Raw genomic sequence first — 24,511 nt, forward strand, 5'->3', positions numbered from 1 at the left:
GCGTCACTCCCGAGCGCGCCCCATGGGGCGCGCTTTTGGCCGCCAGGGCCCGGCGGCCGGCAATACGAGCATCAACCTGAACGAGTAACGAGCATGACGACGTTGACCTTCCGAAAACCGAGCGCGTTGCCCGGCTTTGGCCTGACACTCGGCATCACGGTGGCTTATCTGAGCCTCGTGGTGCTGATTCCGCTTGCGGCGACCTTTCTTAAGACCGCCACGCTCGACTGGAGCCAGTTCGTGCGCGCGGTGAGCTCGCCGCGCGTGCTCGCGTCGTATCGGCTCACCTTCTTTTCCGCGCTCGGCGGCGCGCTGATCAATGCGGTGTTCGGCTTTCTGGTGGCGTGGGTGCTGGTGCGCTACACGTTTCCGTTCAAGCGCATTGTCGATGCCGTGGTCGATCTGCCGTTCGCGCTGCCCACCTCGGTCGCGGGTATTTCGCTCGCCGCCGTGTACGCGGGCAACGGCTGGATTGGGCAGTTCCTCGAACCGCTCGGCCTGAAGATCGCGTTCACGCCGGCGGGCGTGCTGGTCGCGCTGACCTTCATCGGTTTGCCGTTCGTGGTGCGCACGGTGCAGCCGGTGCTCGAAGAGTTCGAACGCGAACAGGAAGAAGCGGCGGCGTGCCTCGGCGCATCGCGCTGGCTGACGTTTCGCCGCGTGGTGTTGCCGGCGGTGTTTCCGGCTCTGCTGACGGGCTTCGCGCTGGCATTCGCGCGCGCCCTCGGCGAATACGGCTCGGTGATTTTCATCGCCGGCAACGTGCCGATGAAATCGGAAATCACGTCGCTCCTCATTATCACCAAGCTCGAGCAATACGATTATGCGGGTGCGACTGCGATCGCGGTCGTGATGCTGGTCGTGTCGTTCCTGATGCTGCTCTTTATCAATACCTTGCAGTGGTATCTGCAGCGCCGCACGAGTCGTGGGGGCGCGGGCCCGGCGCCTGCTGCCGCGAGTGTCGCGGCGATCGGTGTCGGCGGAGGTGCGCAATGAGCCGCGATTCCGTGAAGAATGCAGGTACTGCCGCAACCGTGGCCGTGGCGCCGCGCGCGCCGCTGAACGTCGCACGCCGGCCCGATCCGGTCACCGAACCGCCTGTCGTGCGCTGGATTCTGACTGCCGTCGCGCTGCTGTTTCTCGCGCTGTTTCTCGTCGTGCCGCTCGCCGCCGTGTTCTATCAGGCGTTGAACAAGGGGCTCGGCTTCTATCTGGAATCGCTCGCCGATCCGGACGCGCTCTCGGCGATCAAGCTCACGGTGATCACCGCCGCGATCGCGGTGCCGCTGAACCTCGTGTTCGGCCTCGTGGCTTCGTGGTGTATCGCCAAGTTCGAGTTCCGCGGCAAGGCGCTGCTGACCACGCTGATCGATCTGCCGTTCTCGGTGTCGCCGGTGATCTCGGGCTTGATCTATGTGTTGATGTTCGGCGCGCAGGGCTGGTTCGGCCCGTGGCTGCAGGACCACAACGTGCAGATCATTTTCGCGGTGCCGGGCATCGTGATGGCAACGATCTTCGTCACGTTCCCGTTCGTCGCGCGCGAACTGATTCCGTTGATGCAGGCGCAAGGCAACGACGAAGAAGAAGCCGCGCACGTGCTCGGCGCGTCGGGCTGGCAGATCTTCCGCCGCGTCACGCTGCCCAACGTCAAATGGGGCCTGCTGTACGGCGTGATTCTGTGTAACGCGCGGGCGATGGGCGAGTTCGGCGCGGTGTCGGTGGTGTCGGGCCATATTCGCGGCCAGACCGACACGATGCCGCTGCACGTCGAAATCCTCTACAACGAATACAACTTCTCGGCGGCGTTCGCCGTGGCGTCGGTGCTGGCTCTGCTCGCACTCGTGACGCTCGGCCTGAAGCTGCTCGCCGAGCGCCATATGTCGGCGGAACTGTCGGCCGCGCGCGATGTGCCCGCATACGCAGGTCCCGTTACGCCTGCGGCCAATGCAACAAGCGCAACACCCGCAACACCCGCAACAAGCACGTCACACACAACGCAAGCAACGCATGCACCGCAGCAACACCCGCTCAAGCAAGGAGAGCTGTAATGGGTATCACCGTTCGTAACCTGCAGAAGCGCTTCGGCGATTTCGTCGCGCTCGATAATGTCTCGCTCGACTTTCCGCCGGGCGAACTGGTTGCGCTGCTCGGGCCGTCGGGTTGTGGCAAGACGACCTTGCTGCGCGTGATTGCGGGACTCGAATACGCCGACGGCGGCCAGGTCGTGCTGCAAGGCCAGGACGTGGCGACGGTCGGCGCGCGCGAGCGGGAAGTGGGCTTCGTGTTCCAGCATTACGCGCTGTTCCGCCATATGACGGTGTTCGAGAACGTGGCCTTCGGCTTGCGCGTGAAGCCGCGCAAGGAGCGTCCCTCGGAAGCGGTGATCCGCGAGAAGGTGCATGAACTGCTCAAGCTCGTGCAGCTCGACTGGCTCGCGCAACGCTATCCGTCGGAACTGTCGGGTGGCCAGCGACAACGTATCGCGCTCGCGCGCGCGTTGGCCGTCGAACCGAAAGTGCTGCTGCTCGACGAACCGTTCGGCGCACTGGATGCGAAGGTGCGCAAGGAACTGCGCAGCTGGCTGCGTCGTCTGCACGACGATCTGCATATTTCGACGATCTTCGTCACGCACGATCAGGAAGAAGCACTCGAAGTGGCCGACCGTATCGTCGTGCTGAATCGCGGGCATGTGGAGCAGGTGGGCAGTCCGCAGGACGTGTACGACCATCCGCAAACCTCGTTCGTCTACGAGTTTCTCGGCGCGGCGAACCGTCTGCATGGCAACGTCGATGCAAGCGGTTTCGTGGTGGACGGCGCGGCGCTGCCGGTTTCCATCAAGGCCGATTTCAGCGGCCCCGCGTTTGCCTATGTGCGTCCGCACGATCTGCAGTTGTACCCGCAGGCGTCGGGGCATCGCGAAGGCATCGTCGTCGACGTGCGGCGCGTGGTGACACTGGGTGGCTCGGTGCGGGTCGAACTCGCGGGCCGCGAGGGCAACCTGCTCGAGGCCGAACTCGATCGCGAAGCGTGGCGGGATCTGCAGCTCTCGATCGGCGACGGCGTGACCGCGGTGCCGCGCGCCTTGCGTGTGTTTCCAGCGCAGTGAGCGCAGCGCAGTCAGGCGCGCAGCGACAGCAACACGACCCGGCGTTTCAAACGAACTCAAATAACTCAACTCTGGCCGAACCGGAGACATCAAGATGAATTTCCAGCAATTGCGCTTTGTGCGCGAAGCCGTGCGTCAGAACATGAATCTGACCGAGGTGGCGAACGTGCTGTACACGTCGCAGTCGGGCGTATCGAAACAGATCAAGGATCTGGAGGACGAACTCGGCGTCGACATTTTCATTCGACGCGGCAAGCGCCTCACGGGCCTCACCGAGCCGGGCAAGGCCGTACATCAACTGATCGAGCGGATGCTGCTCGACGCCGAGAATCTGCGCCGCGTCGCGCGCCAGTACGCCGACCAGGACAGCGGGCACCTGGTCGTGGCGACCACCCACACGCAGGCGCGCTACGCGTTGCCCAAGGTGATCCGTCAATTCACCGAGGTGTTCCCGAAAGTGCATCTGGCGCTGCGTCAGGGCAGCCCGCAACAGATCGCGCAGATGATCATCAACGGCGAAGCGGACATCGGCATCTCCACCGAAGCGCTCGACCGTTTCCCGGATATCGTCACGTTCCCGTGCTATTCATGGCATCACGTCGTGGTCGTGCCGAAGGATCATCCGCTGGTGGGCCGTCCGAATCTGACGCTCGACGAAATCGCCGAATTCCCGATCGTCACTTACGATCAGGACTTCACGGGCCGCTCGCATATCGACCAGGCGTTCGCGAAGGCGGGCGCGTTGCCCGACGTCGTCCTGACCGCGATCGACGCCGACGTGATCAAGACCTACGTCGAGCTCGGCATGGGCATCGGCGTGGTCGCGGCGATGGCCTACGATCCGAAGCGCGATACGGAACTGGTCGCGCTCGACACACAGCATCTGTTCGAAGCGAGCACGACGCGGGTCGGTTTGCGCAAGGGCGCGTTCCTGCGCGCGTACGCGTACCGGTTGATCGAGATGTTCGCGCCGCAATTGAACGAAGCGGATATCGCCGCGCAGTTGCGCGAGGCGGTTTGATAGATGCGCCGGATCGTCGCGGTCCGGCGCAACGCCGAACGCTGCCGCACCATCGCGGCGGCCGGTTAGTGCGAACTTCATGCGGGCTGCGGCTGGCCCCGGTGCAGACGCCGCGCAAACGTGTGGCGCCAAAGCGCCGGCCTCATGCAACCCCGAAACGAACGGACATCCGTTTTTTCACGCATGGCGGCGCGCGGCGCATCGCTTACAATCGCCGCCATGAATACTTCGACTTCTTCTTCCGCTATACCTTCAAACGAAGGCACCACGCCACTGCTGCCGCGCATCGTCGTGCTGGCGACCGGCGGCACGATTGCCGGCGCGGCCGCGAGCGCCACCAACACCTCGGGTTATCAGGCCGGTGTGATCGGCGTCGAGCAATTGCTGGCCGTGGTGCCGGCCTTGTCGACGGTGGCGCGCATGGAGAGCGAGCAGATTGCCAGCGTCGACAGCAAGGACATGGCGATGCCGCTGTGGACCACGCTCGCGCAACGCATCAACACGCTGCTCGCCGACGATGAGATCGACGGCGTGGTGGTCACGCACGGCACCGACACGCTCGAAGAAACCGCCTACCTGCTACATCTCACCGTCAAGTCGGACAAGCCGGTCGTGCTGACGGCGGCCATGCGCCCGGCCTCGGCGCTGTCCGCCGATGGCCCGCTGAATCTGCTGAACGCCGTGACGGTCGCCGCACAGGCGAGTTCGCGCGGGCAGGGCGTGCTGGTGGCCTTCAACAACAAGATCCATAGCGCGCGTGACGTGGTCAAGACGAGCACCTATGCGGTCGATGCGTTTCACTCGCCCGAAATCGGCGCGCTCGGCTGGGTGCAGGACGGCCGTGTCGAGTTTCAGCGCGGCGTTGTGCGTCCGCATACGCTCGCAACCGAGTTCGTGATCGGCGCGACGTGGCCGCATGTGGAAATCGTCGTGAGCTATGCGGGCGTGTCGCGCATAGCCGTGGATGCGTTGGTTGCCGCCGGTGTGCGCGGCATCGTCGTGGCGGGCACGGGCAATGGCTCGATTCACGCCTCGGTGCAGCAGGCGCTCGCTGATGCCGCCTCGCAAGGCGTCGCGGTGGTGCGTGCGTCGCGCGTGGGATCGGGCCACGTGATGCGCAACGGCGCGGCCGCCGACGACGCACTCGGTTTCGTCAGCGCGGGTTCGCTGAATCCGTACAAGGCGCGCGTGCTGCTGATGGTGGCATTGGCCGCGGGCGCCACGGGGCCGGTGGCTTTGCAGAAGACTTTCGATACGTACTGAGCGATGCAGCGCTGAGCAATTCAGCGCATGACGCTCAAATGACAACGCGGCGCCCAGGTCATCGACCGGAGCGCCGCGTTGTCGTTTCAACTTGCGGTTTCTCGCTAGCGCCGAAAAGGCGACGCCTGCACGCTGTTAGTTCGCCAGATCCGGCGGCAACTTCCCGCCGTTTGCTGCCAGCGCTACCATCACCTGTTTGTGCAGCCAGATGTTCATGCTTGCCGAATCGTTCGTGTCGCCGGTGTACTTCAGTTCCCTGGCGAGTTCCTTGCGATGATCGAGGCTGCTGTCGACGCCGAGCGCCTTCAGCGTGTCCACGATCGACGTGCGCCAGTTCAACGTTTGACCGCTCTCGCTCACGAACTGGTCCATGACGACAGCGACGTCGACGTCGGCCAGCGGCGCGGGCGCCGGGGTGGCCGACGATGCAGCAGCTTGCGCCGCGGCCGGATCCGGTGTCGGCTCGACAGCGGGCGCGGGCTGGTCCGGTTTCGCTTTGCCAAAGAGCTTATGTACGATGTCACCAAAGATGCTCATTCTGAATCCTTTGCAGAGGGGTTACTGGCGCAAGCACATTCCGCTCACGGGTTGAACACTGGCTGGGAATCGGGCGAATGAAACAGCGGGCACGCGTTGCCATGACCGGCAAGCCGCACTTGAACGCCGACACGCCCGCAACCAGACTCAACGAGTGTAGGAGAAAAGCGCGGACCGATGTGTCAAAAAAGGTCGAGCAAAGGGGACGGAGTTGCAAGCAAATGCAAGCAGACTTGCGGGCATGCGTACGAGGGGAGCGGCAAAGAGACATGCCGGTGAGCGGCGTGCGTGACGCACCCGCTGCGAGAGTTTGGCCGAAAAAGCATAAACATCGCTAGACATTGAAATCCGACAGCCGGACACCCGACGACGACGTCTGACCGACCAAGGCTTCCCCGGCGCCGCCGGGTGCCGCTGCGGACCCCACTTGCCGCTCTCAGCCCAGAGCGGCACGATTTGCCCGTTCCGCCGTGCATGCCGCACGACGAACCGGGCGCCCCACTTGCGACTGCCATGACGTTGATCATGCAACGATCATCGCAATCCGTATTGCTTCCTTATGCCGCCTTGGCTTCGCTGCCCGGCGTTTGCGCGACTTCGAAATTCGCCATGATTTCGAGTGCGCGCACCATTGCCGAGTGATCCCATGCCTTGCCGCCGTTCGCCGCGCACACGCTGAACAGTTGCTGCGCACTTGCCGTATGCGGCAGGGCGATGCCGAGCTTGCGCGCGCCGTCGAGTGCGAGGTTCAGATCCTTCTGGTGCAATTCGATGCGGAAGCCCGGATCGAACTTGCGCTTGGTCATGCGCTCGCCGTGCACTTCGAGAATCCGCGACGAAGCGAAGCCGCCCATCAGCGCCTTGCGCACACGTTCCGGATCGGCGCCCGAGCGCGACGCGAACAGCAGCGCTTCGGCCACGGCTTCGATATTCAGCGCGACGATGATCTGGTTCGCGACCTTGCAGGTCTGGCCCGCGCCGTTGTCGCCGATCAGCGAGATGTTCTTGCCCATCAGTTCGAACAGCGGCCTGGCCGTGGCGAACGCCTTTTCCGGGCCGCCCACCATGATCGTCAGCGACGCTTCACGCGCGCCGACTTCGCCGCCTGAAACCGGCGCATCCAGGTAGTCGACGCCGAGCGCATTGATCTTCTTCGCGAACGCTTGCGTGTCGAGCGGCGAGATCGAGCTCATGTCGATCACGAGCTTGCCTTGCGAAAGGCCGGCGGCGACGCCGTCGTCGGCGAACAGCACGTTGGCGACATCAGGCGTGTCCGGCACCATGATGATGACGATATCGGCGGCCTGCGCGACCGCGGTCGAATTGGCGACGACGCTCGTCGTTTTGCTCAGATCTTCCGGCACCGGGTACGCGCCATTCACGAACAGCGAGTGGCCGCCCTTGATGAGGTTGCGCGCCATGTGCGCGCCCATGATGCCGAGGCCGATAAAACCGATCTTTGCCATGTGTCTAAATCTCCAGTGTTGTTTGGGGTCCCTCGTGGGACTTCCTTCAGGGCGTCGAGCGCCTGATCCCGCCCGGCAATCAGGCGATGCGACGCTCAGGCGGCGGCGTGCGCCGCGCCGCGGGTTTGCCCGGCCACGCTCTGCACCCAGCCGAGGCCGGCGGTGGTTGTCGTGCGAGGTTTGTATTCGCAGCCGACGTAGCCGTCATAGCCGAGCGAGTCGAGCAGATCGAACAGGAACGGGTAGTTGATTTCGCCGGTGCCCGGTTCGTTGCGGCCCGGGTTGTCGGCGAGCTGGACGTGCGCGATCTGCGGCAGGTTCTTTTTGATGGTCGCCGCGAGTTCACCTTCCATCCGTTGCATGTGATAGATGTCGTACTGCAGGAACAGATTGTCCGAACCGACTGCGCGGATCACGTCGAGGCCTTCGGCCGAACGGTTCAATGCGAAACCCGGAATGTCATAGGAATTGCACGGCTCGACCAGCAGCTTGATGCCGGCCTTCTTCAGTTCGTCCGCGGCGAAGCGCAGGTTGTCGACGATGGTCGAGCGCGCCTTGTCCGCATCCACGCCGGCCGTCGGAATGCCGACGAGGCAGTTCAGTTGCGGCACCTTCAATGCTTTCGCGTATTCGATCGCGCGGCCGACGCCTTCCTGGAATTCGCTCACGCGATGCGGCAGGCACGCAATGCCGCGTTCGCCGGCTTCCCAGTTGCCCGCGGGCAGGTTGTGCAGCACCAGCTTCAAGCGGTTCTGCTGCAGACGCTCGCTCAATTCAGCGATTTGAAATGGATACGGAAACAGAAATTCGACGGCGTGAAAGCCCGCGTCCGCAGCGGCCGCAAAGCGGTCGAGGAACGGGACTTCGTTGAACAGCATGGTGAGATTCGCTGCAAATTTCGGCATGGTGCGTCTGTCTCTCTGGTCGGTCAGTGGAATGACTTCGTGAGGCGGTTCGGTGTTGCTGAACCGCGCCCACGTGATGCTCATCGTTTCGCTGCGTCAGGCCACTCAGTCGAGCATGCTGATCGCGGTCGGCGCGTCTTCGCGCTTCGTGGCCAGTTCTTCGAACTCGTTGATTGCGTCGATTTCGGTGCCCATCGAGATGTTGGTCACACGTTCGAGAATCACTTCGACGATCACCGGCACGTTGAACTCGGAGAGCATCGATTGCGCCTTCAGCAGCGCGGGCTTCAGTTCTTCCGGCTTGAATACGCGGATCGCCTTGCAACCCAGACCTTCGGCGACCGCGACGTGATCCACGCCGTAGCCGTTCATCTCCGGCGCGTTGATGTTCTCGAAGCCGAGCTGTACGCAGAAGTCCATATCGAACGCGCGCTGTGCCTGGCGGATCAGGCCGAGGTACGAGTTGTTCACCACCACATGCACATACGGCAGCTTGAATTGCGCGCCGGCGGCCAGTTCTTCGATCATGAACTGGAAATCGTAGTCGCCCGAGAGCGCGACGATCGGACGCTGCGGGTCAGCCGCGCGCACGCCGAGCGCTGCCGGAATCGTCCAGCCGAGCGGACCCGCCTGGCCGCAGTTGATCCAGTTGCGCGCCTTGTAGACGTGCAGGAACTGCGCGCCGGCGATCTGCGAGAGACCGATCGTGCTCACGTAGCACGTGTCGCGGCCGAACACCTGGTTCATCTCTTCGTAGACGCGCTGCGGCTTCATCGGCACGTTGTCGAAGTGCGTCTTGCGATGCATCGTGCGCTTGCGTTCCTGGCAGTCGGCGACCCACGCACTACGGTCCTTCAGCTTGCCCGCGGCCTTCCATTCCTTGGCCACTTCGACGAACAGTTCGAGCGCGGCCTTTGCGTCCGACACGATGCCCAGATCCGGGCCGAACACGCGGCCGATCTGCGTCGGTTCGATGTCGACGTGCACGAACTTGCGGCCCTTCGTGTACACCTCGACGCTGCCCGTATGACGGTTCGCCCAGCGGTTGCCGATGCCGAGCACGAAGTCGGAGGCGAGCATCGTCGCGTTGCCGTAGCGGTGCGAGGTTTGCAGGCCGACCATGCCGGCCATCAGCGGATGGTCGTCGGGAATCGCGCCCCACGACATCAGCGTCGGGATCACCGGCACGCCGATGGTTTCAGCGAACGTGACCAGCAGATCTTCCGCGGCCGCGTTCAGCACGCCGCCACCCGAGACGATCAGCGGCTTGTCCGAGTTGTTCAGCAAGGTGAGCGCAGCTTCGATCTGCTTGCGCGTCGCTTTCGGCTTGTAGACCGGCAGCGGTTCGTACGTGTCGATGTCGAATTCGATTTCGGCGAGTTGCACGTCGATCGGCAGGTCGACCAGCACCGGACCCGGACGGCCCGAGCGCATCAGGTGAAAAGCCTGCTGGAACACGCGCGGCACCAGCGCCGGTTCACGCACGGTGACGGCCCACTTGGTGACCGGCTTGGCGATCGATTCGATATCGACGGCCTGGAAATCTTCCTTGTACAGACGCGCGCGCGGCGCCTGGCCCGTGATGGCAAGAATAGGAATGGAGTCGGCCTGAGCCGAGTACAAACCGGTGATCATGTCGGTGCCGGCGGGGCCCGACGTGCCGATACACACGCCGATGTTGCCCGGTTGGGCGCGCGTGTAGCCTTCGGCCATATGCGACGCGCCTTCGACGTGGCGGGCCAGCACGTGGCTGATGTTGCCTGCCTTGCGCATGGCCGAGTAGAACGGGTTGATCGCTGCGCCCGGAACGCCGAATGCGGTGTCGATGCCCTCTTTTTCGAGCACCAGCACCGCTGCGTCGACGGCTCTCATCTTGGCCATGAATGTCTCCTGAATGTCTTGGGAATGGGCGAATTAAAAGTGTTGAGTGCACTTTAGGCCTGACGGAAAGGTTTGATAAGATCAGTCCGGGTCGCTTATTTCGAAACAAAAAGTATGGAATGGCCCGGGGACTGGCATCGGGACTGGCATCGGGACTAGCAGCAGGGAGACAAAAATGGATCGCTTCAAACAGATCGAAACCTTCGTGCGTGTCGCGGATGCCGGCAGCCTGGCGGCGGCCGCGCTGGAGGAGGGCGTGTCGCCGGTGATTCTGGGTCGCCGCATCGACGCGCTGGAAAAGCGTCTCGGCGTCAAACTCATGTACCGCTCGACGCGGCGGCTGGTGGTCAGCGAAGACGGCGCCGCGTTTCTCGAGCGCTGCCGGGGTCTCCTCACCGAATGGGATCAGGCGGAAAACGAGCTTAGCGCCGGGCGGCGCGCCGTGAACGGCCATCTGATCGTGTCGGCGCCGGCGGCGTTCGGGCGCAAGCACGTCGCGCCGCTCGCGCCGGTGTTTCTCGCCGACAAGCCGGAATTACAGGTGTCGTTCAATCTGACTGACCGGGTAGTGGATCTGGTACGCGAGGGTTACGACCTGTCGATCCGGATCGGCGGCGCGGTCGATCCGAACTTCGTCGCGGTCAAGCTGGCGTCGAACCGGCGCGTGGTGTGCGGCACGCCGGAGTATTTTCGCCAGCACGGCAGACCGAAAACGCTCGAAGATCTGCCGCAGCACAACTGTCTCGCGTTCAATCTGCAGGGCGGACAGAACCGCGGCTGGTATTTCCGCCGCAACGGCAAGCTGGCGACGGTGCGGGTGGGCGGTACGCTCGACTGCAACGACGGTGAATTGCTGCACCGCTGGGTGTCGGAAGGTCTCGGCCTCGGCTGGCGCTCCACGTGGGAGATCCAGCAGCAGCTGGCGCGCGGCGAGCTGGAAACCGTGCTCGACGAGTTCGCGCTGCCCGACTACGACATTCTCGCCGTCTACCCGCAGCAGCGGTATGTGCCGGCGAAGGTGCGGTACTTCATCGATTATCTGAAAGAGGTCTACGCCAGCGAGGATTACTGGAACCGCCCGGCTTACTAGCCGCTGCCGCATCCGGGCGCGCCGGCGGTTCGGCCGGATTTTTTGCGGATTCCGGGCGGCGTCGGGAATAAACTCGGCAAATGGCCGGTTATTCGTTGCAGAGAGTGTCCCGACGAGCTACATCGCATAGCCGCAATGCCCTGGAGGGCCGAGGTGGTCCAGACCGATTCAGAACCTGTCCGCGCGCACGGCGAGTCCGAAGCAGCGAGGAGCCGGCGCTTTCAGCAGATGGCGCTGCCGCACCTCGATGCCGCGTACAACCTTGCGCGCTGGTTGTGCGGTAACGCGAGCGATGCCGACGACGTCGTGCAGGAAGCGTTCATGCGCGCATTCCGCTTCTTCGACACGTTTCGCGGCGACTCGGCGCGGCCCTGGCTGCTGGCGATCGTGCGACGCACCTGGTACACGGAATGGCGACGACGTTCGTCGTCGCACGAGACGGTGGAGTTCGACGACACCATGGACGACGCCTCATTCGAAGGCTGGAGCGTCGGCGGCGCCGATCCGCAGGCGCTCCTGATCCGCGACGAGGACACGAAGCGCGTGCACGAGGCGCTTACGCAGTTGCCGGTCGAATATCGGGAAGTGCTGATGCTGCGGGAGCTGGAGGAAATGGGTTACAAGGAGATCGCCGCGGTGGCCGACGTGCCGATCGGCACGGTGATGTCCCGGCTCGCGCGGGGGCGTCGCAAGCTTGCCGCGTTGCTCATGGAGAAACAGGAGGGCGGAAGCGCTTCGCACCGGTCGTCCGCGTGCGCGGCGGCCGGCCCGGGCAGATCGGCTACGGCGAGCGTGACCCCATTGCGGGCGTCCGCCAATGGCCGGCCGCTCAACACACCCGGCGGCAGTGCCGCCGGCAACGCTCAGGAGACGCCAGATGGACTGTAACGAAGCGCGGCCGCTCCTCGATGCGAACGCCGATCACGAATTGCCCGCGCCGGACGCCCGGCGCGTCCAGCAGCACATCGAGAGCTGCGACGCCTGCCGGCGCGAAAGCGAGAACCTGCGGGCCTTGAGTGGCGCGGTGCGCGCGCTGCCTTACCATCGTGCGCCGCAGTCGCTGCGCGAGCGGATCGTCGCCGGATTGCCGTCCGTCGACGAGCCGGTTGCGGCGGCCGAGGCGCCGGTTGCCAACGTCAAGGCGCCGCCGCGCGAGCAGGCGCGGCGCGGCTGGCTCGATCGTTTGCTGGCCGGTATGCGTGCGCCGCAGGGTGGCTTGGGCTGGCCGACGGGCGCTGGCACGGGCGGCGTCGGCGGTGGCGCGGTGGGCTCAGGCGGCGTGTTCGGGCGCGGCTGGCTGACGGTGCTGGTGCTCGCTCTGTGTGCGGCGGCGGCTGGCGTGGCGCTGAACCTGCGTCGGCCGGCGGACTTCGGGCCATTTACCGACGAGCTGATAGAAAGTCACGTGCGCGCGCAGGTCTCGGGACGTGACATCGACGTGATTTCGACGGACCGGCATACGGTCAAGCCGTGGTTCAACGGTCGGCTCGACTATTCGCCGCCGGTCGAGGATCTCGCGGCGAACGGCTTCGCGCTGGAGGGCGGCCGCCTCGATTACCTCGCGCATCAGCGGGTGGCCGTGCTGGTGTACCGCTACCAGAAGCATGTGATCGACGTGTACGTCTTTCCGCAGACCGCCTCCAGCGGCACGGCGCCGGCGACGCTCGGCCGCGAAGGCTACTCGATTGCGCACTGGAACGCGGAAGGCATGACCTGGTGGGCAATCTCGGACGCCGCGCCGGATGCACTGAAGGGGCTTGAAGTGGCACTGACGGCGCGCCTGCAAAGCGGCAGCGAGCGCACGGAAACTGGTTCGTAGACTACGACCGGCGCGCGGGGCGGCTCTGCGGGCCGCAGGCCGCCGGGGTTTGCGGGTGCGGCCGCTCCCACAGGTTTCGGTGCGCGTTTCAGGCCGCCGGGTGCGAGAGGCGGTGCCCACGCCGCGGCCGCACTGCCTAAACCTTTGAAAACACACCCGATTCGCGCCTCGCAATAACGGGATATCTTGCAACCCGGCCCTAATCGGGTTACACTCTTGGGCTTCTCACTTGCCACACCGGTTCGACGCCCGGGTGGCTTTAATCCATAAGTCAGCACAAGGAGTGAATATGCGTCATTACGAAATCGTATTTATCGTGCACCCGGATCAGAGCGAGCAAGTGCCCGCCATGATCGAGCGTTACAAGTCCACGATCACCTCGCACGGTGGCCAGATCCACCGTATCGAAGACTGGGGCCGTCGCCAACTGGCCTACATGATCGAGAAACTCGCGAAGGCTCACTACGTCTGCATGAATATCGAATGCGACCAAACCACGCTCGACGAGCTGGAACACGCATTCAAGTTCAACGACGCTGTTCTGCGTCACCTGATCGTCAAGATGAAGAAGGCCGAAACCGGCCCGTCGCCGATGATGAAGGAAGTGCAGCGCGAAGAAGCCAAGAAGTCGGCTGCTACGCAACCGTCCGAAGCGCAGGCTTAAGACACACTATTTAAGCTACCAGATCAAAGCGTCGTTCTCGTCGAAGGCTACATGAATCGGCTGCAACTGACGGCCAGCGTCGTTGAACGCGAACCGGTGCGATATACCCCCGCCGGCGTTCCGATTGCAGGCTGCACGTTGCACCACCGCACGGAAGTCGTCGAAGCCGGCATTACCCGGCAAGTCGAACTGACCATGCAGGCAGTAGCCGCAGGCGAGGCGAGCGGTAAGCTGGAAAGCTGTCAGATGGGCGTGGAAACGCTCTTCACAGGCTTTCTGGCAAAAAAGCACCGCAACGCGAGAACTCTGGTATTTCACATCACAGCATTGCAGGACATTGGAAAGGACTGAACATGCCCCGCCCGACTGGTAAGAAATTCGACAAGCGTCGTCAGCAACAAAATCCGCTCTTCAAGCGCAAGAAGTTCTGCCGTTTCACGGCCGCTGGCGTCGATCACATCGACTACAAAGACCTCGAAACGCTGAAGGACTTCATCGGCGAAAACGGCAAGATCACGCCGGCGCGTCTCACGGGTACGAAGTCGCACTATCAACGCCAGCTGGATACGGCAATCAAGCGCGCACGTTTCCTCGCGCTGGTGCCGTACACCGACCAGCACAAGGCCTAACCCGACGACGCGATAAGGAGTCTCCGAATGCAAATTATTCTTCTGGAAAAAGTCGTCAATCTGGGCAACCTGGGCGATATCGTGAAGGTCAAGGACGGTTACGCACGTAACTTCCTGATCCCGAACAAGCAAGCTCGCCGTGCAACGAAGGAAGCCTTGGCTGAATTCGAAGTGCGCCGCGCGGAACTGGAAAAAGTCGCCGCTGAAAAGCTGGCTGCAGCTACCGCTCAAGGCGAAAAGCTGGGTGGCTCGACGGTTCAGATCAATCAGAAGGCTGGCGTCGACGGCCGTCTGTTCGGTTCGGTGACGAACGCGGACATCGCTGAAGCCCTGGTCAAGCAAGGCTTCGCAGTGGAAAAGGCGCAAGTGCGTCTGCCGGAAGGCCCGCTGAAGCTGGTTGGCGAGCACGCAGTTCAGATCTCGCTGCACACCGACGTCTTGGTCGATGTGACGGTGGCTGTGATCGGCGAACACGTCTAAGCATCAGGTAGTATTTGCCAGGACGTTGCTGGCGAAGGGCAGGGGCCGGGTAACCGGCCCCTGCCTTTTTTGTGCCTGTTTTTTTGTTTTTCCCGCTCGCCGCGGCCGCTCGATTACCCGATAATTCCTCTCCATGAACGCACCGTCCAAAGATCCCCAACTCGAGTCGCTGAAAGTCCCGCCGCATTCGATCGAGGCCGAGCAATCGGTGCTGGGCGGCCTGCTGCTCGACAATGCCGCGTGGGACCGCATCGCCGATTTCCTGTCGCAGAGCGATTTTTACCGCTACGACCACCGCATCATCTTCGAGCACATCGGCAAGTTGATCGCGGCCACGCGTCCGGCCGACGTGATCACCGTCTACGAGGCGCTCGGCACCTCGGGCAAGGCGGAAGAAGTCGGCGGTCTGGCTTATCTGAACGCGCTCGCGCAGAACACGCCGAGCGCGGCCAACATCCGCCGCTACGCGGAAATCGTGCGCGATCGCGCGGTGTTGCGCCGGCTAGTCTCGGTCGCCGATGAAATCTCAGCCGACGCCTTCAATCCGCAGGGCAAGGAAGTCCGGCAGTTGCTGGATGAGGCCGAATCGAAGGTTTTTTCGATCGCCGAGGACGGCGCGCGCGGCACGCAGGGTTTCCTCGAAATTGGACCGCTGCTCACGCAAGTTGTCGAGCGGATCGACACGCTTTATCACACCGCCAATCCGAGCGACGTGACCGGCACGCCGACCGGCTTCGTCGATCTGGATCGCATGACTTCGGGCATGCATGGCGGTGAACTGATCATCGTCGCGGGTCGTCCGTCGATGGGTAAGACGGCATTTTCGATGAACATCGGCGAATATGTGGCGGTCGAGTACGGCTTGCCGGTCGCGGTGTTCTCGATGGAAATGCCGGGTTCGCAGCTCACCATGCGTATGCTCGGCTCGGTCGGACGGCTGGATCAACACCGTATGCGAACCGGGCGCCTCACCGACGAGGATTGGCCGAAGCTCACGCACGCCGTGCAGAAAATGAGCGAAGCGCAGATTTTCATCGACGAAACGGGCGGTCTGAACCCGATGGAATTGCGCTCGCGCGCGCGCCGATTGTCGCGCCAGTGCGGCAAGCTGGGGCTGATTATCATCGACTATTTGCAGCTCATGAGTGGGTCGTCGTCAGGTGAAAACCGCGCGACCGAAATCTCGGAAATCTCGCGCTCGCTGAAGAGTCTCGCCAAGGAACTCGACGTACCGGTGATCGCTTTGTCGCAGCTGAACCGTGGCCTTGAACAGCGCCCGAACAAGCGGCCAATCATGTCCGACTTGCGCGAATCCGGCGCTATCGAACAGGATGCCGACGTGATCCTGTTCATTTACCGCGACGAAGTGTATAACCCCGACAGCCCGGACAAGGGCACGGCCGAAATTATCATCGGCAAACAGCGGAATGGTCCGATCGGCCCTGTTCGGCTCACGTTCCATGGTCAATTCACGAAGTTCGACAATTTTGCGGGCGCGCAGAATTTCTACAGCGACTAGAAACGCAGTTCGCGCAGAAGTGAAGCTATAACTGGAGCGTCGTTGTAACGGCGCTTTCACAAGTGCGGCCGGGGTCTCGCAACGGTACAATGTGGCGGTTTTATGTCAGCCATAATGTGACCAATTTTCGGGATCCCAATGTTCGGTCGATTCATGCCCACCGAGGGCAAGTTCTTTGAAATTTTCAATGCGCACGCAACGTGCATCGTCTCGGCAAGCCGCGAACTCGAGCTGCTGATCGACAACCTGCAGGACGCCGAGACTCATAAGCAAAACGTGCAGAAAGCCGAGAAGGCCGCTGACAAGCTCACGCACGAAACCATCGACCTGCTGCACAAGACGTTCATCACGCCGCTCGACCGTGACGAGATCCACAAGCTGATCACCACGATGGACGACATCCTCGACCTGATGGAAGACGTCGCCACCGCCATTTCGCTGTACGACGTTCAAGCCGTGACCTCCGAGGCGAGCCAGTTGGCGCACATCTGCACGGCCACCTCCGAGCGCGTGCAGTTCGCCGTCAGCCTGTTGTCCGACATGAAGCAGGCCAGCCAGATACTGAAGGCCTGCGAGGACATCGACCGTCTGGAATCGGAAGCCGACCGCGTGCTGCGCTCGGCCATGTCGAAGCTGTTCCGCGAAGAAGACAACGTCAAGACCCTGATCAAACTCAAAGCGATTTACGAATTGCTCGAAACGATCACGGACAAGTGTGAGGATGTAGCGAACATCATCGAAGGCATCGTGCTGGAAAACGCATAATGCAATCGATACAACTCGCAATCTGGGTCGTCGTCGGCCTGGTGGCCGTCGCGCTGATTTTCGACTTCATGAACGGCTTTCACGACGCGGCGAATTCGATCGCCACGGTCGTCTCGACCGGCGTGCTGAAGCCGCAGCAGGCCGTGGCTTTCGCGGCGGCCTTCAACGTCATCGCGTATTTCGTGTTCCACCTGAAAGTGGCCGCAACCGTCGGCAAGGGCACGATCGACCCGAACATCGTCGACCATTATGTGATTTTCGGCGCGCTGGCCGGCGCGATCGGCTGGAACATCATCACCTGGCATTACGGCATTCCATCGAGTTCCTCGCATGCGCTGATCGGCGGCCTGGTGGGCGCGGCGCTCGCCAAGTCGGGCTGGGGCTCGCTCAATTTCGACGGCCTGATGAAGACGGTGGCCTTCATCTTCATTTCGCCGCTGCTCGGCTTCGTGCTCGGCTCGTTCTTCATGCTGGCGGTGTCGTGGATCTACTTCCGCACGCCGCCGAGCAAGGTCGACCGGCGTTTCCGGCGCCTGCAACTGGTGTCGGCGGGTTTGTACAGCCTCGGGCACGGCGGCAACGACGCGCAGAAAACCATCGGCATTATCTGGATGCTGCTGATCGCGACGGGCTATGCGTCGTCGTTCGCGGATGCGCCGCCGCTGTGGGTGATCGGCGGCTGCTATCTTTCCATGGGTATCGGCACGTTGTTCGGCGGCTGGCGCATTGTCCGCACGATGGGGCAGAAGATCACCAAGCTCAAGCCCGTGGGCGGTTTTTGCGCGGAGTCGGGCGGCGCGATCACGCTGTTCACTGCATCGTGGCTCGGCATTCCCGTGTCCACCACGCATACGATTACCGGCGCGATCGTCGGGGTCGGCGCGACGCAGAAGCTGAGCGCGGTGCGTTGGGGCGTGGCCGGCAATATCGTGTGGGCGTGGATTCTGACGATCCCGGCTTCCGCGGCGCTCTCCGGCGCCGCCTGGTGGCTCGGCCACCGTTTCCTGTAAAACCGCGCGGCGGCGCTGGCCGCCGCGCTATCAAACTGTCCGGATCCGTATCCGTAGCGCGCCGTCTAGATGAGCGGCGCGCTGGCACCGTCCATCGGGACGATTGCGCCCGTCACATAGCTCGCGCGGCGGCTCGCCAGAAATAGCGCGACGTCGGCAATTTCCTCCGGTTTGGCATAGCGGCCGAGCGGCACTTTGGCCTGCCCGCGCGCGAGCGCTTCCGCGCTCTCGACGCCTTGCTGCGTCGCTTCCAGCTTGACGGCTTCCTCGACACGCTCGGTCAGCGTCGCGCCGGGATTGATCGCGTTGATGCGGATGCCGTAACGCGCGTAATAGTGGGCGAGGCCGACGGTGGCGAGCATCAGCGCGGCGTTCGCGGCGCCGCCGGCAATATGGATATCGCTCGCGATCTTGCCGCCCATGCCGATAATGTTGACGATCGTGCCGGGCTCACCGCCGTTGCCGGACTTGGCGCGTTCGGCCATGCGGCGCAGCACTTCCTGCTGGGGATAGATGTAGGGGAAGTACTTCGCTTCCATGGTGGCGCGGAACGCGTCGGCGTCGAGCGTTTCCGGATCATAGCGGCGCGCGGCGCCGGCGCTGTTGATCAGTATGTCGATCGGGCCGACTGCGGTGCTGACTTCCTCGACGATATCGGCGGCGCTGTGCGGTTCGTGCAGGTCGGCGCGGGTCCGGTGCACGTGCAGGCCTTCCTGCTTCAACTGCTCGTAAGCGCGCGCGAGGTTGGCGGGATCGCGCGAGACGATCGCGACTTTGGCGCCCTCGAGCGCGAACGCGCGGGCGCACGCGAACCCGATTCCCTTGCTGCCGCCCGTGATCAATACCACCTTGTCTTTGAGCCCGAGATCCATCGTCATCACCTGCTGTCGGAAGAATATCGATGACGATAGCAGATCAGCGGGGGCGGTGTCGTGTGCGGGGTCGCGGTGAGGGGGAGGATCGTGAACGACTGAGCGTCCCTTGCTGTTCGTGCGTGGACGGCCGGTTGTATAACGAAATATCTAAGCTAGGCGGCGGGATTTGGGCATGGCTCCAAGCGCTAAGTGCGAGTTGTCGGGCGCCGCGTGACGCTGAACGGCTGAGCGCGCTGCTGTGAGGGCCGCGCACGCTGGCTTGCCGCAGCCTACATCGCGTCGTATCGACACGGAAGCGGTTTGATCCACGCCTATTTGCGCCAGGCCCACATCACGGCGTCAGAAATTGCCGTTGGCGAAGCGGGCGATCGGGTCGTCGTTGGTTTGCGTGGGCGCGGGCATGCCGCGCGCGCCCGTCGAAGCCCGCATAATCTGCACGCTGCCGTTGTCGTCGGCTTGCTGCGCCTGGCGAGCTTGGCGCGCGGCGACGGACGCGGGCGGCGGCGGCTCGAACGCGTCGGCGGCGGCGTCGATTGGATCGGGCGCACGGGAGTTCGCCATTTGCGGCGCCGTGCGTGAAGCGGCCGCCTGTTGTTGAGCGGGTACGCCGGCGATACCGTCATAGGCGCTGGCTTGAGCGGCCGGAACCGGCGTCGGCGACACCGCGCCTGCCGCACGCGCCTGCATTTGCGCCGCGCTCAGTCCCGGCGGTGGCGGTTCGAACGGATCGGCTTGCGGCGCGGCTGCGGTCGTTGTCGATTGCGCTTCGGTGATCGACGGCACGCGCGGCGTTGCCGCGGCGCGGGCTGTCTGCTGCGACTGCGATTGGGGTTGCAGCGCGCCAGCGGCATAAACCGACGACGGCTGTGTGGCAGTCTTCGCCGACGTCGGAGCCACGGTCGCCGCCTTACCTGCATACGCCGGCGCACCCGCAGCCGCCGCATACGCTGGCGCCGTCTGCGCCACGCGCTCAGGCTGCGGCGCCGCTGCCTGATAACTCGGCGTATCGAACGGCGCTGGTGTCGCTGCCGGCGCGGCCACGCGGCGGATCCCGTCGAAGCGCTTGGCCCAATACGGATTGGTCAGATAGTCGAGCCGCACCGTGCCGCCGGTCGACGGTGCGTTGACGAAGCGCAGCTTGCCTACGTAAATGCCAACGTGCGAATGCGCGCGTCCCGTCGTATTGAAGAAAATCAGATCGCCCGGCGCAATCTCGTCCGGTTCGATCGATTCGCCGCGCCCGCTCATATCCGCCGTCGTGCGCGGCAGATTGACGGATGCCGCGCGCGATACCACATAGCGAACCAATCCGCTGCAATCGAAGCCGCTATCCGGTGTATTTCCGCCCCAACGGTATGGAATGCCGACGAGACTCATCGCCTGAATCGAGATTTCCTCGCGGCCGATGCTGTGATCGACGAAGTTCGGAAAACCTGGCGGCGGAGCATGATAAGCGCCGTTCGCCACCACGACCGAGCTGCCCGCGCGCGACGACGTCTTCTGCGGCGCGCCGGCACAGGCGGCGAGCAGCAGAACGGTCAGCAGCGAAAAGGCGAGTCGGCGCATGAAGACGAGGAGAGCGGTAAACGCCCGTTTAACGGCGAACGATGTCGGGATGGTAGCCCTTGGAACCTCGCTCCGGCAAGAATCTTGACAAATTACTTGAAGTTCGTGCGCTAAGTGTTGCCCGGCGAGAACGTACAGTCAAGAAAAAAGCCGCGTCCGGATTACTCCGGACGCGGCTTCTGGTTGAATCTAACTAATTGAAACTTAAAGAATTTCCGACGCGTAATCCGCAAGGCGCGAACGCTCGCCGCGCGCCAGTGTCACATGCCCGCTGTGCGCCCAGCCCTTGAAGCGATCGACCACGTACGTCAAACCCGAACTGCCTTCCGTCAGATAAGGCGTATCGATCTGCGCGATGTTGCCGAGACAAATGATCTTCGTGCCCGGACCCGCGCGCGTGACCAGCGTCTTCATCTGCTTCGGCGTCAGGTTTTGCGCCTCATCGATGATCAGATACTTGTCCACGAACGTGCGGCCACGCATGAAGTTCATGCTCTTGACCTTCAGGCGCGAACGGATCAGCTCCTGAGTCGCGGCACGGCCCCACTCACCGGCTGCGTCGTCGGTTTTCTGCAGGACTTCGAGGTTGTCGTCGAATGCACCCATCCACGGCTGCATTTTTTCCTCTTCCGTACCCGGCAGGAAGCCGATGTCTTCGCCGACCGGCACTGTCGCGCGCGTCACGATGATCTCGTTGTAGCGCTTGTCGTCCAGCACCTGCGCGAGACCGGCGGCGAGCGCGACCAGCGTCTTGCCGGTGCCGGCCTGACCCAACAGCGTGACGAAGTCGATCTCCGGATTCATCAACAGGTTCAGCGCGAAGTTCTGCTCGCGATTGCGCGCCGTGATGCCCCACACGTTGTTCTTGTGGTGGCCGTAGTCGCGCAAGGTTTGCAGCAGCGCCGTCTTGCCGTTCAGTTCGCGCACCAGCGCGTGAAACGCCGGCTCGCCGTTCTGCGGCTCCAGATAGACAAACTCGTTGACCAGCATCGACGCGCACAGCGGACCCGTGACACGGTAGTACGTCGTACCGGTCTTGGTGTCCTGCCAGCTCTCCATGCCCTTCGCGTGCTTGGTCCAGAAATCCTGCGGCAGCGCGCGGATGCCGGAATACAGCAGATCGCTGTCTTCGAGCACCTGGTCGTTGAAGTAGTCTTCAGCGGGCAGGCCGAGCGCATGCGCCTTGATGCGCATGTTGATGTCTTTCGACACCAGCACGACCTGGCGATCCATCCGGTCGCGCTGCAGCGCGCGCACCACGCCGAGGATCTGGTTGTCGGCCTTGCCTTCCGGCAAACCTTCCACCGGCTCGATGGCGTTGAGCTTGGTCTGGAAGTACAGACGCCCGGACGCCTCGCGGCTGCCCAGCCGCGCGAGCGAAATCCCGTCGGATATGTTGCCGGCGTTCGCCACCAGCGCGTCGAGCGTGCGGCTCACCTGGCGAGCGTTGCGCGCGACTTCCGACATGCCTTTCTTGTGGTTGTCGAGTTCCTCCAACGTCATCATCGGCAGATAGACGTCGTGTTCCTCGAAACGGAACAGGCAGCTCGGATCATGCATCAGCACGTTCGTGTCGAGCACGAAGAGCTTCTGCATTTCAACCGGCTCGGTGCCCGCACCGCGTTTCTTGGTGGTGCCGCGCGTAGCCGGCGCGGCAGCCGTGGGCGTGCTCGCTTCAGCCTGCTTCGCGCTCGGCGCGCGGGCCACGACCGGCTGCGCGGCCGGCTCGGCTTGCGGACGACTCGCGGGAACCGGTTGCAGCAGTGCGGCGGTCTGCTTCGTTTTGCGACCACGCGCCGGAGCAGCCTGTTCAGCGGATGCGGACGCAACAGCGGCCGCCGACGATGCCGGCACCGGCCGCAAAGTGGTCGCGGCATTGGCGGCGTGTGCCATCGGCGTGGCGACGTTCGCGCGGCCGTAGTCGGCCGACTCTGCGGATTCCCCAACGACCGCCTGTTTCTTCGCGACCGAGCGCGCCGGGCTGGCGGCTTTGGCCTTGTATTCGTCAGGCGGCAGGAGATTGCCGAGCTTGCTGGGGGGGGTAGGCAAAGGCATGGTTTCCCTCGAATTAATCGGGTCACATATCGTGCGCCGCCTGTCGCATTCTGCCGGTGCCAGTGAGTGCGCACGCAGATTGCGCCCGGAGGCGCGCATTCGGTCTAGAGATGCCGGTTCGCCTGGTCTTCGATCGGCTCCTTAACGGATGCGCGTGGCCGAGTGAAAGAACGGCTGCGCGCAATTAAAAAAGCCGCCGCCCCGGCGTACGGGGCAAGCGGCTCGCCTACAGTGCTCGCGTTGCACCTCGCGACTCCGACGGAACCCAGGAAACGGGAAGCGGCCGTCAAGTCTGGCGCAGCGGCAAAAATTGGGTGTGTACAGGCACTCATTGCAACCCAATATAGCGCGCCTCAAAGCGCTTGTACAGCCTCCAGAATATCGTCGACGTGGCCCGGCACTTTCACGCCGCGCCACTCCTGGCGCAGCACGCCTTCAGCGTCGATGAGGAACGTGGAGCGTTCAATTCCCCGTACCTCTTTGCCATACATTTTCTTCATTTTGATGACGTTGAAGAGCGCGCACAGCGATTCTTCAGGGTCCGAGATCAGCGGGAAGGGCAATTCGAGCTTTGCCTTGAAGTTGTCATGCGAGCGCAGGCTGTCGCGCGACACGCCGAGGATTTCCGCGCCGGCCTTCTTGAACTTCGGATACAGATCGCGGAACTGCAGACCTTCGGTCGTGCAGCCCGGCGTGTTGTCCTTCGGATAAAAATACAGCACCACCTTCTTGCCCCGCAGCTTGGACAGCGTGATCTCGCCGCCGGTAGCGGGGGCGGTGAAGTCGGGGATGGGTTGGTCGACTGCAATGGGCACGAGGTTCTCCGGTTGTGATGGCCTGCGCCGGATGACTGCGGCGGCGTCGGCCTGGCATCGAGACTTTGGGGGAGGGGCGGCCGGCGCGCGGCATGCTCTCGCGCGGCGGCAGGTCTGTCAGGGCCGGCTGCGGATCGGCCAGTCAGGGCTGGACAATCAACTCGCCGGAGCGCCCTGGAATTTCGCCCCATGTAACAGGGTACGATGGCAGCGTACTGCGGTCTAGCGTCGCGTAGTAATCACCCATCGTCGCAAAGGTATGGCCCTGCGCGCGCCAGCCCTCCAGAAGCTGCTCGAAGATCGGCGCGAGCTTTTGCCCTTCGAGTTCCGCGTGCAGCGTGAACACCTGGTCGTGCGGATTGTTTTCCGTGTGCTTCAACATCCACGCCGCGACGTTGTGTGTTTCGACACCGTCCACACCGAGCACTTCGTCGAGCGTGGGCAGCGTGGTGGGCATCTGCACGTGCGAGAGCGTGCGGCCGCCGACCACCGGCAGATACGGCGAGTGGCCGCGTCCGTCGGACGCGTAGCGCATGCCCCAGGCGTCGATCTGTTCGAACGCATGGCCGTTCATTTGCCAGCCTGCCGCACCGTGCGTGACCGGCGGCGCGCAGAACACCTCGACGAAACGGTCGTGGCTTTGCTGCATTTGCGCCGTAGTCCATGCGCGGTCTTTCGAGCGCACGTTGTCCTGCCAATACACGTGGTCCCACGTATGAATGCCGCATTCGAAGCCGGCTTCGTGGATCGCGCGCATCTCCGCCGACGCCTTGGCGCCGATGTCCGGGCCGGGCAGCAGCACGCCGTACATCAACTGCTTGACGCCGTAGTGCTCGACCACCGAAGTGCGCGACACCTTCTTCAGAAAGCCTGGTCGCAATACGCGGCGCATTGCCCAACCGGTGTGGTCGGGCCCGAGGCTGAAGAGGAAAGTGGCGCGCGCCTTGAAGCGGTCGAAAATGCGCGCGAGGTTCGGCACGCCTTCGCGGGTGCCGCGCAGCGTGTCGACGTCGATCTTCAGGACGATGCGAGCCAAGGATCAGCC

24 protein-coding genes are annotated in these 24,511 nt (G+C 63.4%); 15 read left to right on the forward strand and 9 right to left on the reverse strand.

Annotation, left to right across the window (positions count from 1 at the left end; translation table 11 throughout):
* Positions 1-93: 93 nt before the first annotated feature.
* The 5 genes from cysT (at position 94) to B0G80_RS02140 (ending at position 5,390) form a co-directional block, all read left to right on the forward strand.
* Complete coding sequence (gene cysT / locus B0G80_RS02120) at positions 94-996, forward strand: sulfate ABC transporter permease subunit CysT (protein ID WP_106283584.1); 903 nt, start codon at positions 94-96, stop codon at positions 994-996.
* On the forward strand, positions 993-2,048 hold the full coding sequence (gene cysW / locus B0G80_RS02125; protein WP_116116814.1) for a sulfate ABC transporter permease subunit CysW: 1,056 nt from the start codon (positions 993-995) through the stop codon (positions 2,046-2,048). The genes cysT and cysW overlap by 4 nt, the downstream gene beginning before the upstream one ends.
* Positions 2,048-3,106, forward strand: coding sequence for a sulfate/molybdate ABC transporter ATP-binding protein (locus B0G80_RS02130; RefSeq protein ID WP_012432793.1), 1,059 nt, complete (start codon positions 2,048-2,050; stop codon positions 3,104-3,106). The genes cysW and B0G80_RS02130 overlap by 1 nt, the downstream gene beginning before the upstream one ends.
* A gap of 94 nt (positions 3,107-3,200) precedes the next feature.
* A complete protein-coding gene (locus B0G80_RS02135) occupies positions 3,201-4,127 on the forward strand; it encodes a CysB family HTH-type transcriptional regulator (RefSeq protein ID WP_106283582.1) in 927 nt (308 codons plus the stop codon).
* Positions 4,128-4,346: 219 nt separating this feature from the next.
* Positions 4,347-5,390 carry an asparaginase gene (locus B0G80_RS02140; protein WP_116119475.1) on the forward strand — a complete coding sequence of 348 codons (1,044 nt, stop codon included), beginning with the start codon at positions 4,347-4,349 and terminating at the stop codon, positions 5,388-5,390.
* Between the two features lie 135 nt (positions 5,391-5,525).
* Here the strand turns inward: B0G80_RS02140 and B0G80_RS02145 are convergent, their stop codons facing one another.
* The 4 genes from B0G80_RS02145 to gcl form a co-directional block, all read right to left on the reverse strand.
* Positions 5,526-5,927 (reverse strand): DUF3597 domain-containing protein, encoded by a 402-nt coding sequence (locus tag B0G80_RS02145; protein WP_116116815.1) that lies wholly within the window; start codon positions 5,925-5,927, stop codon positions 5,526-5,528.
* A gap of 557 nt (positions 5,928-6,484) precedes the next feature.
* Positions 6,485-7,393, reverse strand: a complete 909-nt coding sequence (locus B0G80_RS02150) for a 2-hydroxy-3-oxopropionate reductase (protein ID WP_116116816.1) — start codon at positions 7,391-7,393, stop codon at positions 6,485-6,487.
* A gap of 95 nt (positions 7,394-7,488) precedes the next feature.
* Entirely contained in the window at positions 7,489-8,298 is an 810-nt protein-coding gene (gene hyi, locus B0G80_RS02155) for a hydroxypyruvate isomerase (protein ID WP_116119476.1), read from the reverse strand.
* Between the two features lie 105 nt (positions 8,299-8,403).
* Positions 8,404-10,179 (reverse strand): glyoxylate carboligase, encoded by a 1,776-nt coding sequence (gene gcl, locus B0G80_RS02160; protein WP_116116817.1) that lies wholly within the window; start codon positions 10,177-10,179, stop codon positions 8,404-8,406.
* Positions 10,180-10,354: 175 nt separating this feature from the next.
* Between gcl and B0G80_RS02165 the strand changes: the two genes are divergently transcribed.
* From B0G80_RS02165 to B0G80_RS02210, 10 genes are all read left to right on the forward strand, one after another.
* The gene (locus B0G80_RS02165) at positions 10,355-11,269 is read left to right on the forward strand and encodes a LysR family transcriptional regulator (RefSeq protein WP_012432799.1); all 915 of its coding nucleotides are present in this window, start codon (positions 10,355-10,357) and stop codon (positions 11,267-11,269) included.
* Positions 11,270-11,422: 153 nt separating this feature from the next.
* On the forward strand, positions 11,423-12,157 hold the full coding sequence (locus B0G80_RS02170) for an RNA polymerase sigma factor (protein ID WP_116116818.1): 735 nt from the start codon (positions 11,423-11,425) through the stop codon (positions 12,155-12,157).
* The gene (locus B0G80_RS02175) at positions 12,147-13,088 is read left to right on the forward strand and encodes an anti-sigma factor (RefSeq protein ID WP_116116819.1); all 942 of its coding nucleotides are present in this window, start codon (positions 12,147-12,149) and stop codon (positions 13,086-13,088) included. The genes B0G80_RS02170 and B0G80_RS02175 overlap by 11 nt, the downstream gene beginning before the upstream one ends.
* A 289-nt stretch (positions 13,089-13,377) precedes the next feature.
* The gene (gene rpsF / locus B0G80_RS02180) at positions 13,378-13,752 is read left to right on the forward strand and encodes a 30S ribosomal protein S6 (protein WP_006048823.1); all 375 of its coding nucleotides are present in this window, start codon (positions 13,378-13,380) and stop codon (positions 13,750-13,752) included.
* Between the two features lie 51 nt (positions 13,753-13,803).
* Positions 13,804-14,103 carry a primosomal replication protein N gene (gene priB / locus B0G80_RS02185; protein ID WP_035550556.1) on the forward strand — a complete coding sequence of 100 codons (300 nt, stop codon included), beginning with the start codon at positions 13,804-13,806 and terminating at the stop codon, positions 14,101-14,103.
* 2 nt (positions 14,104-14,105) lie between these two features.
* Positions 14,106-14,381, forward strand: coding sequence for a 30S ribosomal protein S18 (gene rpsR, locus B0G80_RS02190; RefSeq protein WP_007182109.1), 276 nt, complete (start codon positions 14,106-14,108; stop codon positions 14,379-14,381).
* Between the two features lie 27 nt (positions 14,382-14,408).
* Positions 14,409-14,861, forward strand: a complete 453-nt coding sequence (rplI, locus tag B0G80_RS02195; protein ID WP_106283575.1) for a 50S ribosomal protein L9 — start codon at positions 14,409-14,411, stop codon at positions 14,859-14,861.
* 133 nt (positions 14,862-14,994) lie between these two features.
* Positions 14,995-16,380: a replicative DNA helicase gene (locus tag B0G80_RS02200; RefSeq protein WP_074763850.1), complete on the forward strand. Its 1,386-nt coding sequence runs from the start codon at positions 14,995-14,997 to the stop codon at positions 16,378-16,380.
* 138 nt (positions 16,381-16,518) lie between these two features.
* On the forward strand, positions 16,519-17,145 hold the full coding sequence (locus B0G80_RS02205) for a DUF47 domain-containing protein (protein ID WP_012432805.1): 627 nt from the start codon (positions 16,519-16,521) through the stop codon (positions 17,143-17,145).
* Positions 17,145-18,155: an inorganic phosphate transporter gene (locus B0G80_RS02210; protein WP_116116820.1), complete on the forward strand. Its 1,011-nt coding sequence runs from the start codon at positions 17,145-17,147 to the stop codon at positions 18,153-18,155. Before B0G80_RS02205 ends, B0G80_RS02210 begins: the two co-directional genes overlap by 1 nt.
* Before the next feature lie 65 nt (positions 18,156-18,220).
* Here the strand turns inward: B0G80_RS02210 and B0G80_RS02215 are convergent, their stop codons facing one another.
* The 5 genes from B0G80_RS02215 to B0G80_RS02240 all read right to left on the reverse strand — a co-directional run bounded on the left by B0G80_RS02215 (position 18,221) and on the right by B0G80_RS02240 (position 24,502).
* Positions 18,221-19,027, reverse strand: a complete 807-nt coding sequence (locus tag B0G80_RS02215; RefSeq protein ID WP_116119477.1) for an SDR family oxidoreductase — start codon at positions 19,025-19,027, stop codon at positions 18,221-18,223.
* A 342-nt stretch (positions 19,028-19,369) separates the two neighbouring features.
* Positions 19,370-20,596, reverse strand: a complete 1,227-nt coding sequence (locus B0G80_RS02220) for a C40 family peptidase (RefSeq protein ID WP_116116821.1) — start codon at positions 20,594-20,596, stop codon at positions 19,370-19,372.
* Positions 20,597-20,800: 204 nt separating this feature from the next.
* Entirely contained in the window at positions 20,801-22,651 is a 1,851-nt protein-coding gene (locus B0G80_RS02225; protein WP_116116822.1) for a PhoH family protein, read from the reverse strand.
* Positions 22,652-23,004: 353 nt separating this feature from the next.
* On the reverse strand, positions 23,005-23,466 hold the full coding sequence (locus B0G80_RS02235) for a peroxiredoxin (RefSeq protein ID WP_116116823.1): 462 nt from the start codon (positions 23,464-23,466) through the stop codon (positions 23,005-23,007).
* A 142-nt stretch (positions 23,467-23,608) separates the two neighbouring features.
* On the reverse strand, positions 23,609-24,502 hold the full coding sequence (locus tag B0G80_RS02240; RefSeq protein WP_116116824.1) for a polysaccharide deacetylase family protein: 894 nt from the start codon (positions 24,500-24,502) through the stop codon (positions 23,609-23,611).
* Positions 24,503-24,511 lie beyond the last annotated feature (9 nt).

The sequence above is a fragment of the Paraburkholderia sp. BL6669N2 genome, assembly GCF_003387275.1.
Classification (GTDB): domain Bacteria; phylum Pseudomonadota; class Gammaproteobacteria; order Burkholderiales; family Burkholderiaceae; genus Paraburkholderia.

Excerpts from the sequence above, each read along its gene's own strand:
- B0G80_RS02165 (WP_012432799.1), top strand. The coding sequence starts at position 10,355 with ATGGATCGCTTCAAACAGATCGAAACCTTCGTGCGTGTCGCGGATGCC.
- cysW (WP_116116814.1), top strand. The coding sequence starts at position 993 with ATGAGCCGCGATTCCGTGAAGAATGCAGGTACTGCCGCAACCGTGGCC.
- B0G80_RS02205 (WP_012432805.1), top strand. The coding sequence starts at position 16,519 with ATGTTCGGTCGATTCATGCCCACCGAGGGCAAGTTCTTTGAAATTTTC.
- B0G80_RS02225 (WP_116116822.1), bottom strand. The coding sequence starts at position 22,651 with ATGCCTTTGCCTACCCCCCCCAGCAAGCTCGGCAATCTCCTGCCGCCT.
- rpsF (WP_006048823.1), top strand. The coding sequence starts at position 13,378 with ATGCGTCATTACGAAATCGTATTTATCGTGCACCCGGATCAGAGCGAG.
- gcl (WP_116116817.1), bottom strand. The coding sequence starts at position 10,179 with ATGGCCAAGATGAGAGCCGTCGACGCAGCGGTGCTGGTGCTCGAAAAA.
- B0G80_RS02150 (WP_116116816.1), bottom strand. The coding sequence starts at position 7,393 with ATGGCAAAGATCGGTTTTATCGGCCTCGGCATCATGGGCGCGCACATG.
- B0G80_RS02140 (WP_116119475.1), top strand. The coding sequence starts at position 4,347 with ATGAATACTTCGACTTCTTCTTCCGCTATACCTTCAAACGAAGGCACC.
- rplI (WP_106283575.1), top strand. The coding sequence starts at position 14,409 with ATGCAAATTATTCTTCTGGAAAAAGTCGTCAATCTGGGCAACCTGGGC.
- B0G80_RS02175 (WP_116116819.1), top strand. The coding sequence starts at position 12,147 with ATGGACTGTAACGAAGCGCGGCCGCTCCTCGATGCGAACGCCGATCAC.
- priB (WP_035550556.1), top strand. The coding sequence starts at position 13,804 with ATGAATCGGCTGCAACTGACGGCCAGCGTCGTTGAACGCGAACCGGTG.
- B0G80_RS02220 (WP_116116821.1), bottom strand. The coding sequence starts at position 20,596 with ATGCGCCGACTCGCCTTTTCGCTGCTGACCGTTCTGCTGCTCGCCGCC.
- B0G80_RS02200 (WP_074763850.1), top strand. The coding sequence starts at position 14,995 with ATGAACGCACCGTCCAAAGATCCCCAACTCGAGTCGCTGAAAGTCCCG.
- hyi (WP_116119476.1), bottom strand. The coding sequence starts at position 8,298 with ATGCCGAAATTTGCAGCGAATCTCACCATGCTGTTCAACGAAGTCCCG.
- B0G80_RS02210 (WP_116116820.1), top strand. The coding sequence starts at position 17,145 with ATGCAATCGATACAACTCGCAATCTGGGTCGTCGTCGGCCTGGTGGCC.
- B0G80_RS02145 (WP_116116815.1), bottom strand. The coding sequence starts at position 5,927 with ATGAGCATCTTTGGTGACATCGTACATAAGCTCTTTGGCAAAGCGAAA.
- cysT (WP_106283584.1), top strand. The coding sequence starts at position 94 with ATGACGACGTTGACCTTCCGAAAACCGAGCGCGTTGCCCGGCTTTGGC.
- rpsR (WP_007182109.1), top strand. The coding sequence starts at position 14,106 with ATGCCCCGCCCGACTGGTAAGAAATTCGACAAGCGTCGTCAGCAACAA.
- B0G80_RS02135 (WP_106283582.1), top strand. The coding sequence starts at position 3,201 with ATGAATTTCCAGCAATTGCGCTTTGTGCGCGAAGCCGTGCGTCAGAAC.
- B0G80_RS02130 (WP_012432793.1), top strand. The coding sequence starts at position 2,048 with ATGGGTATCACCGTTCGTAACCTGCAGAAGCGCTTCGGCGATTTCGTC.
- B0G80_RS02215 (WP_116119477.1), bottom strand. The coding sequence starts at position 19,027 with ATGGATCTCGGGCTCAAAGACAAGGTGGTATTGATCACGGGCGGCAGC.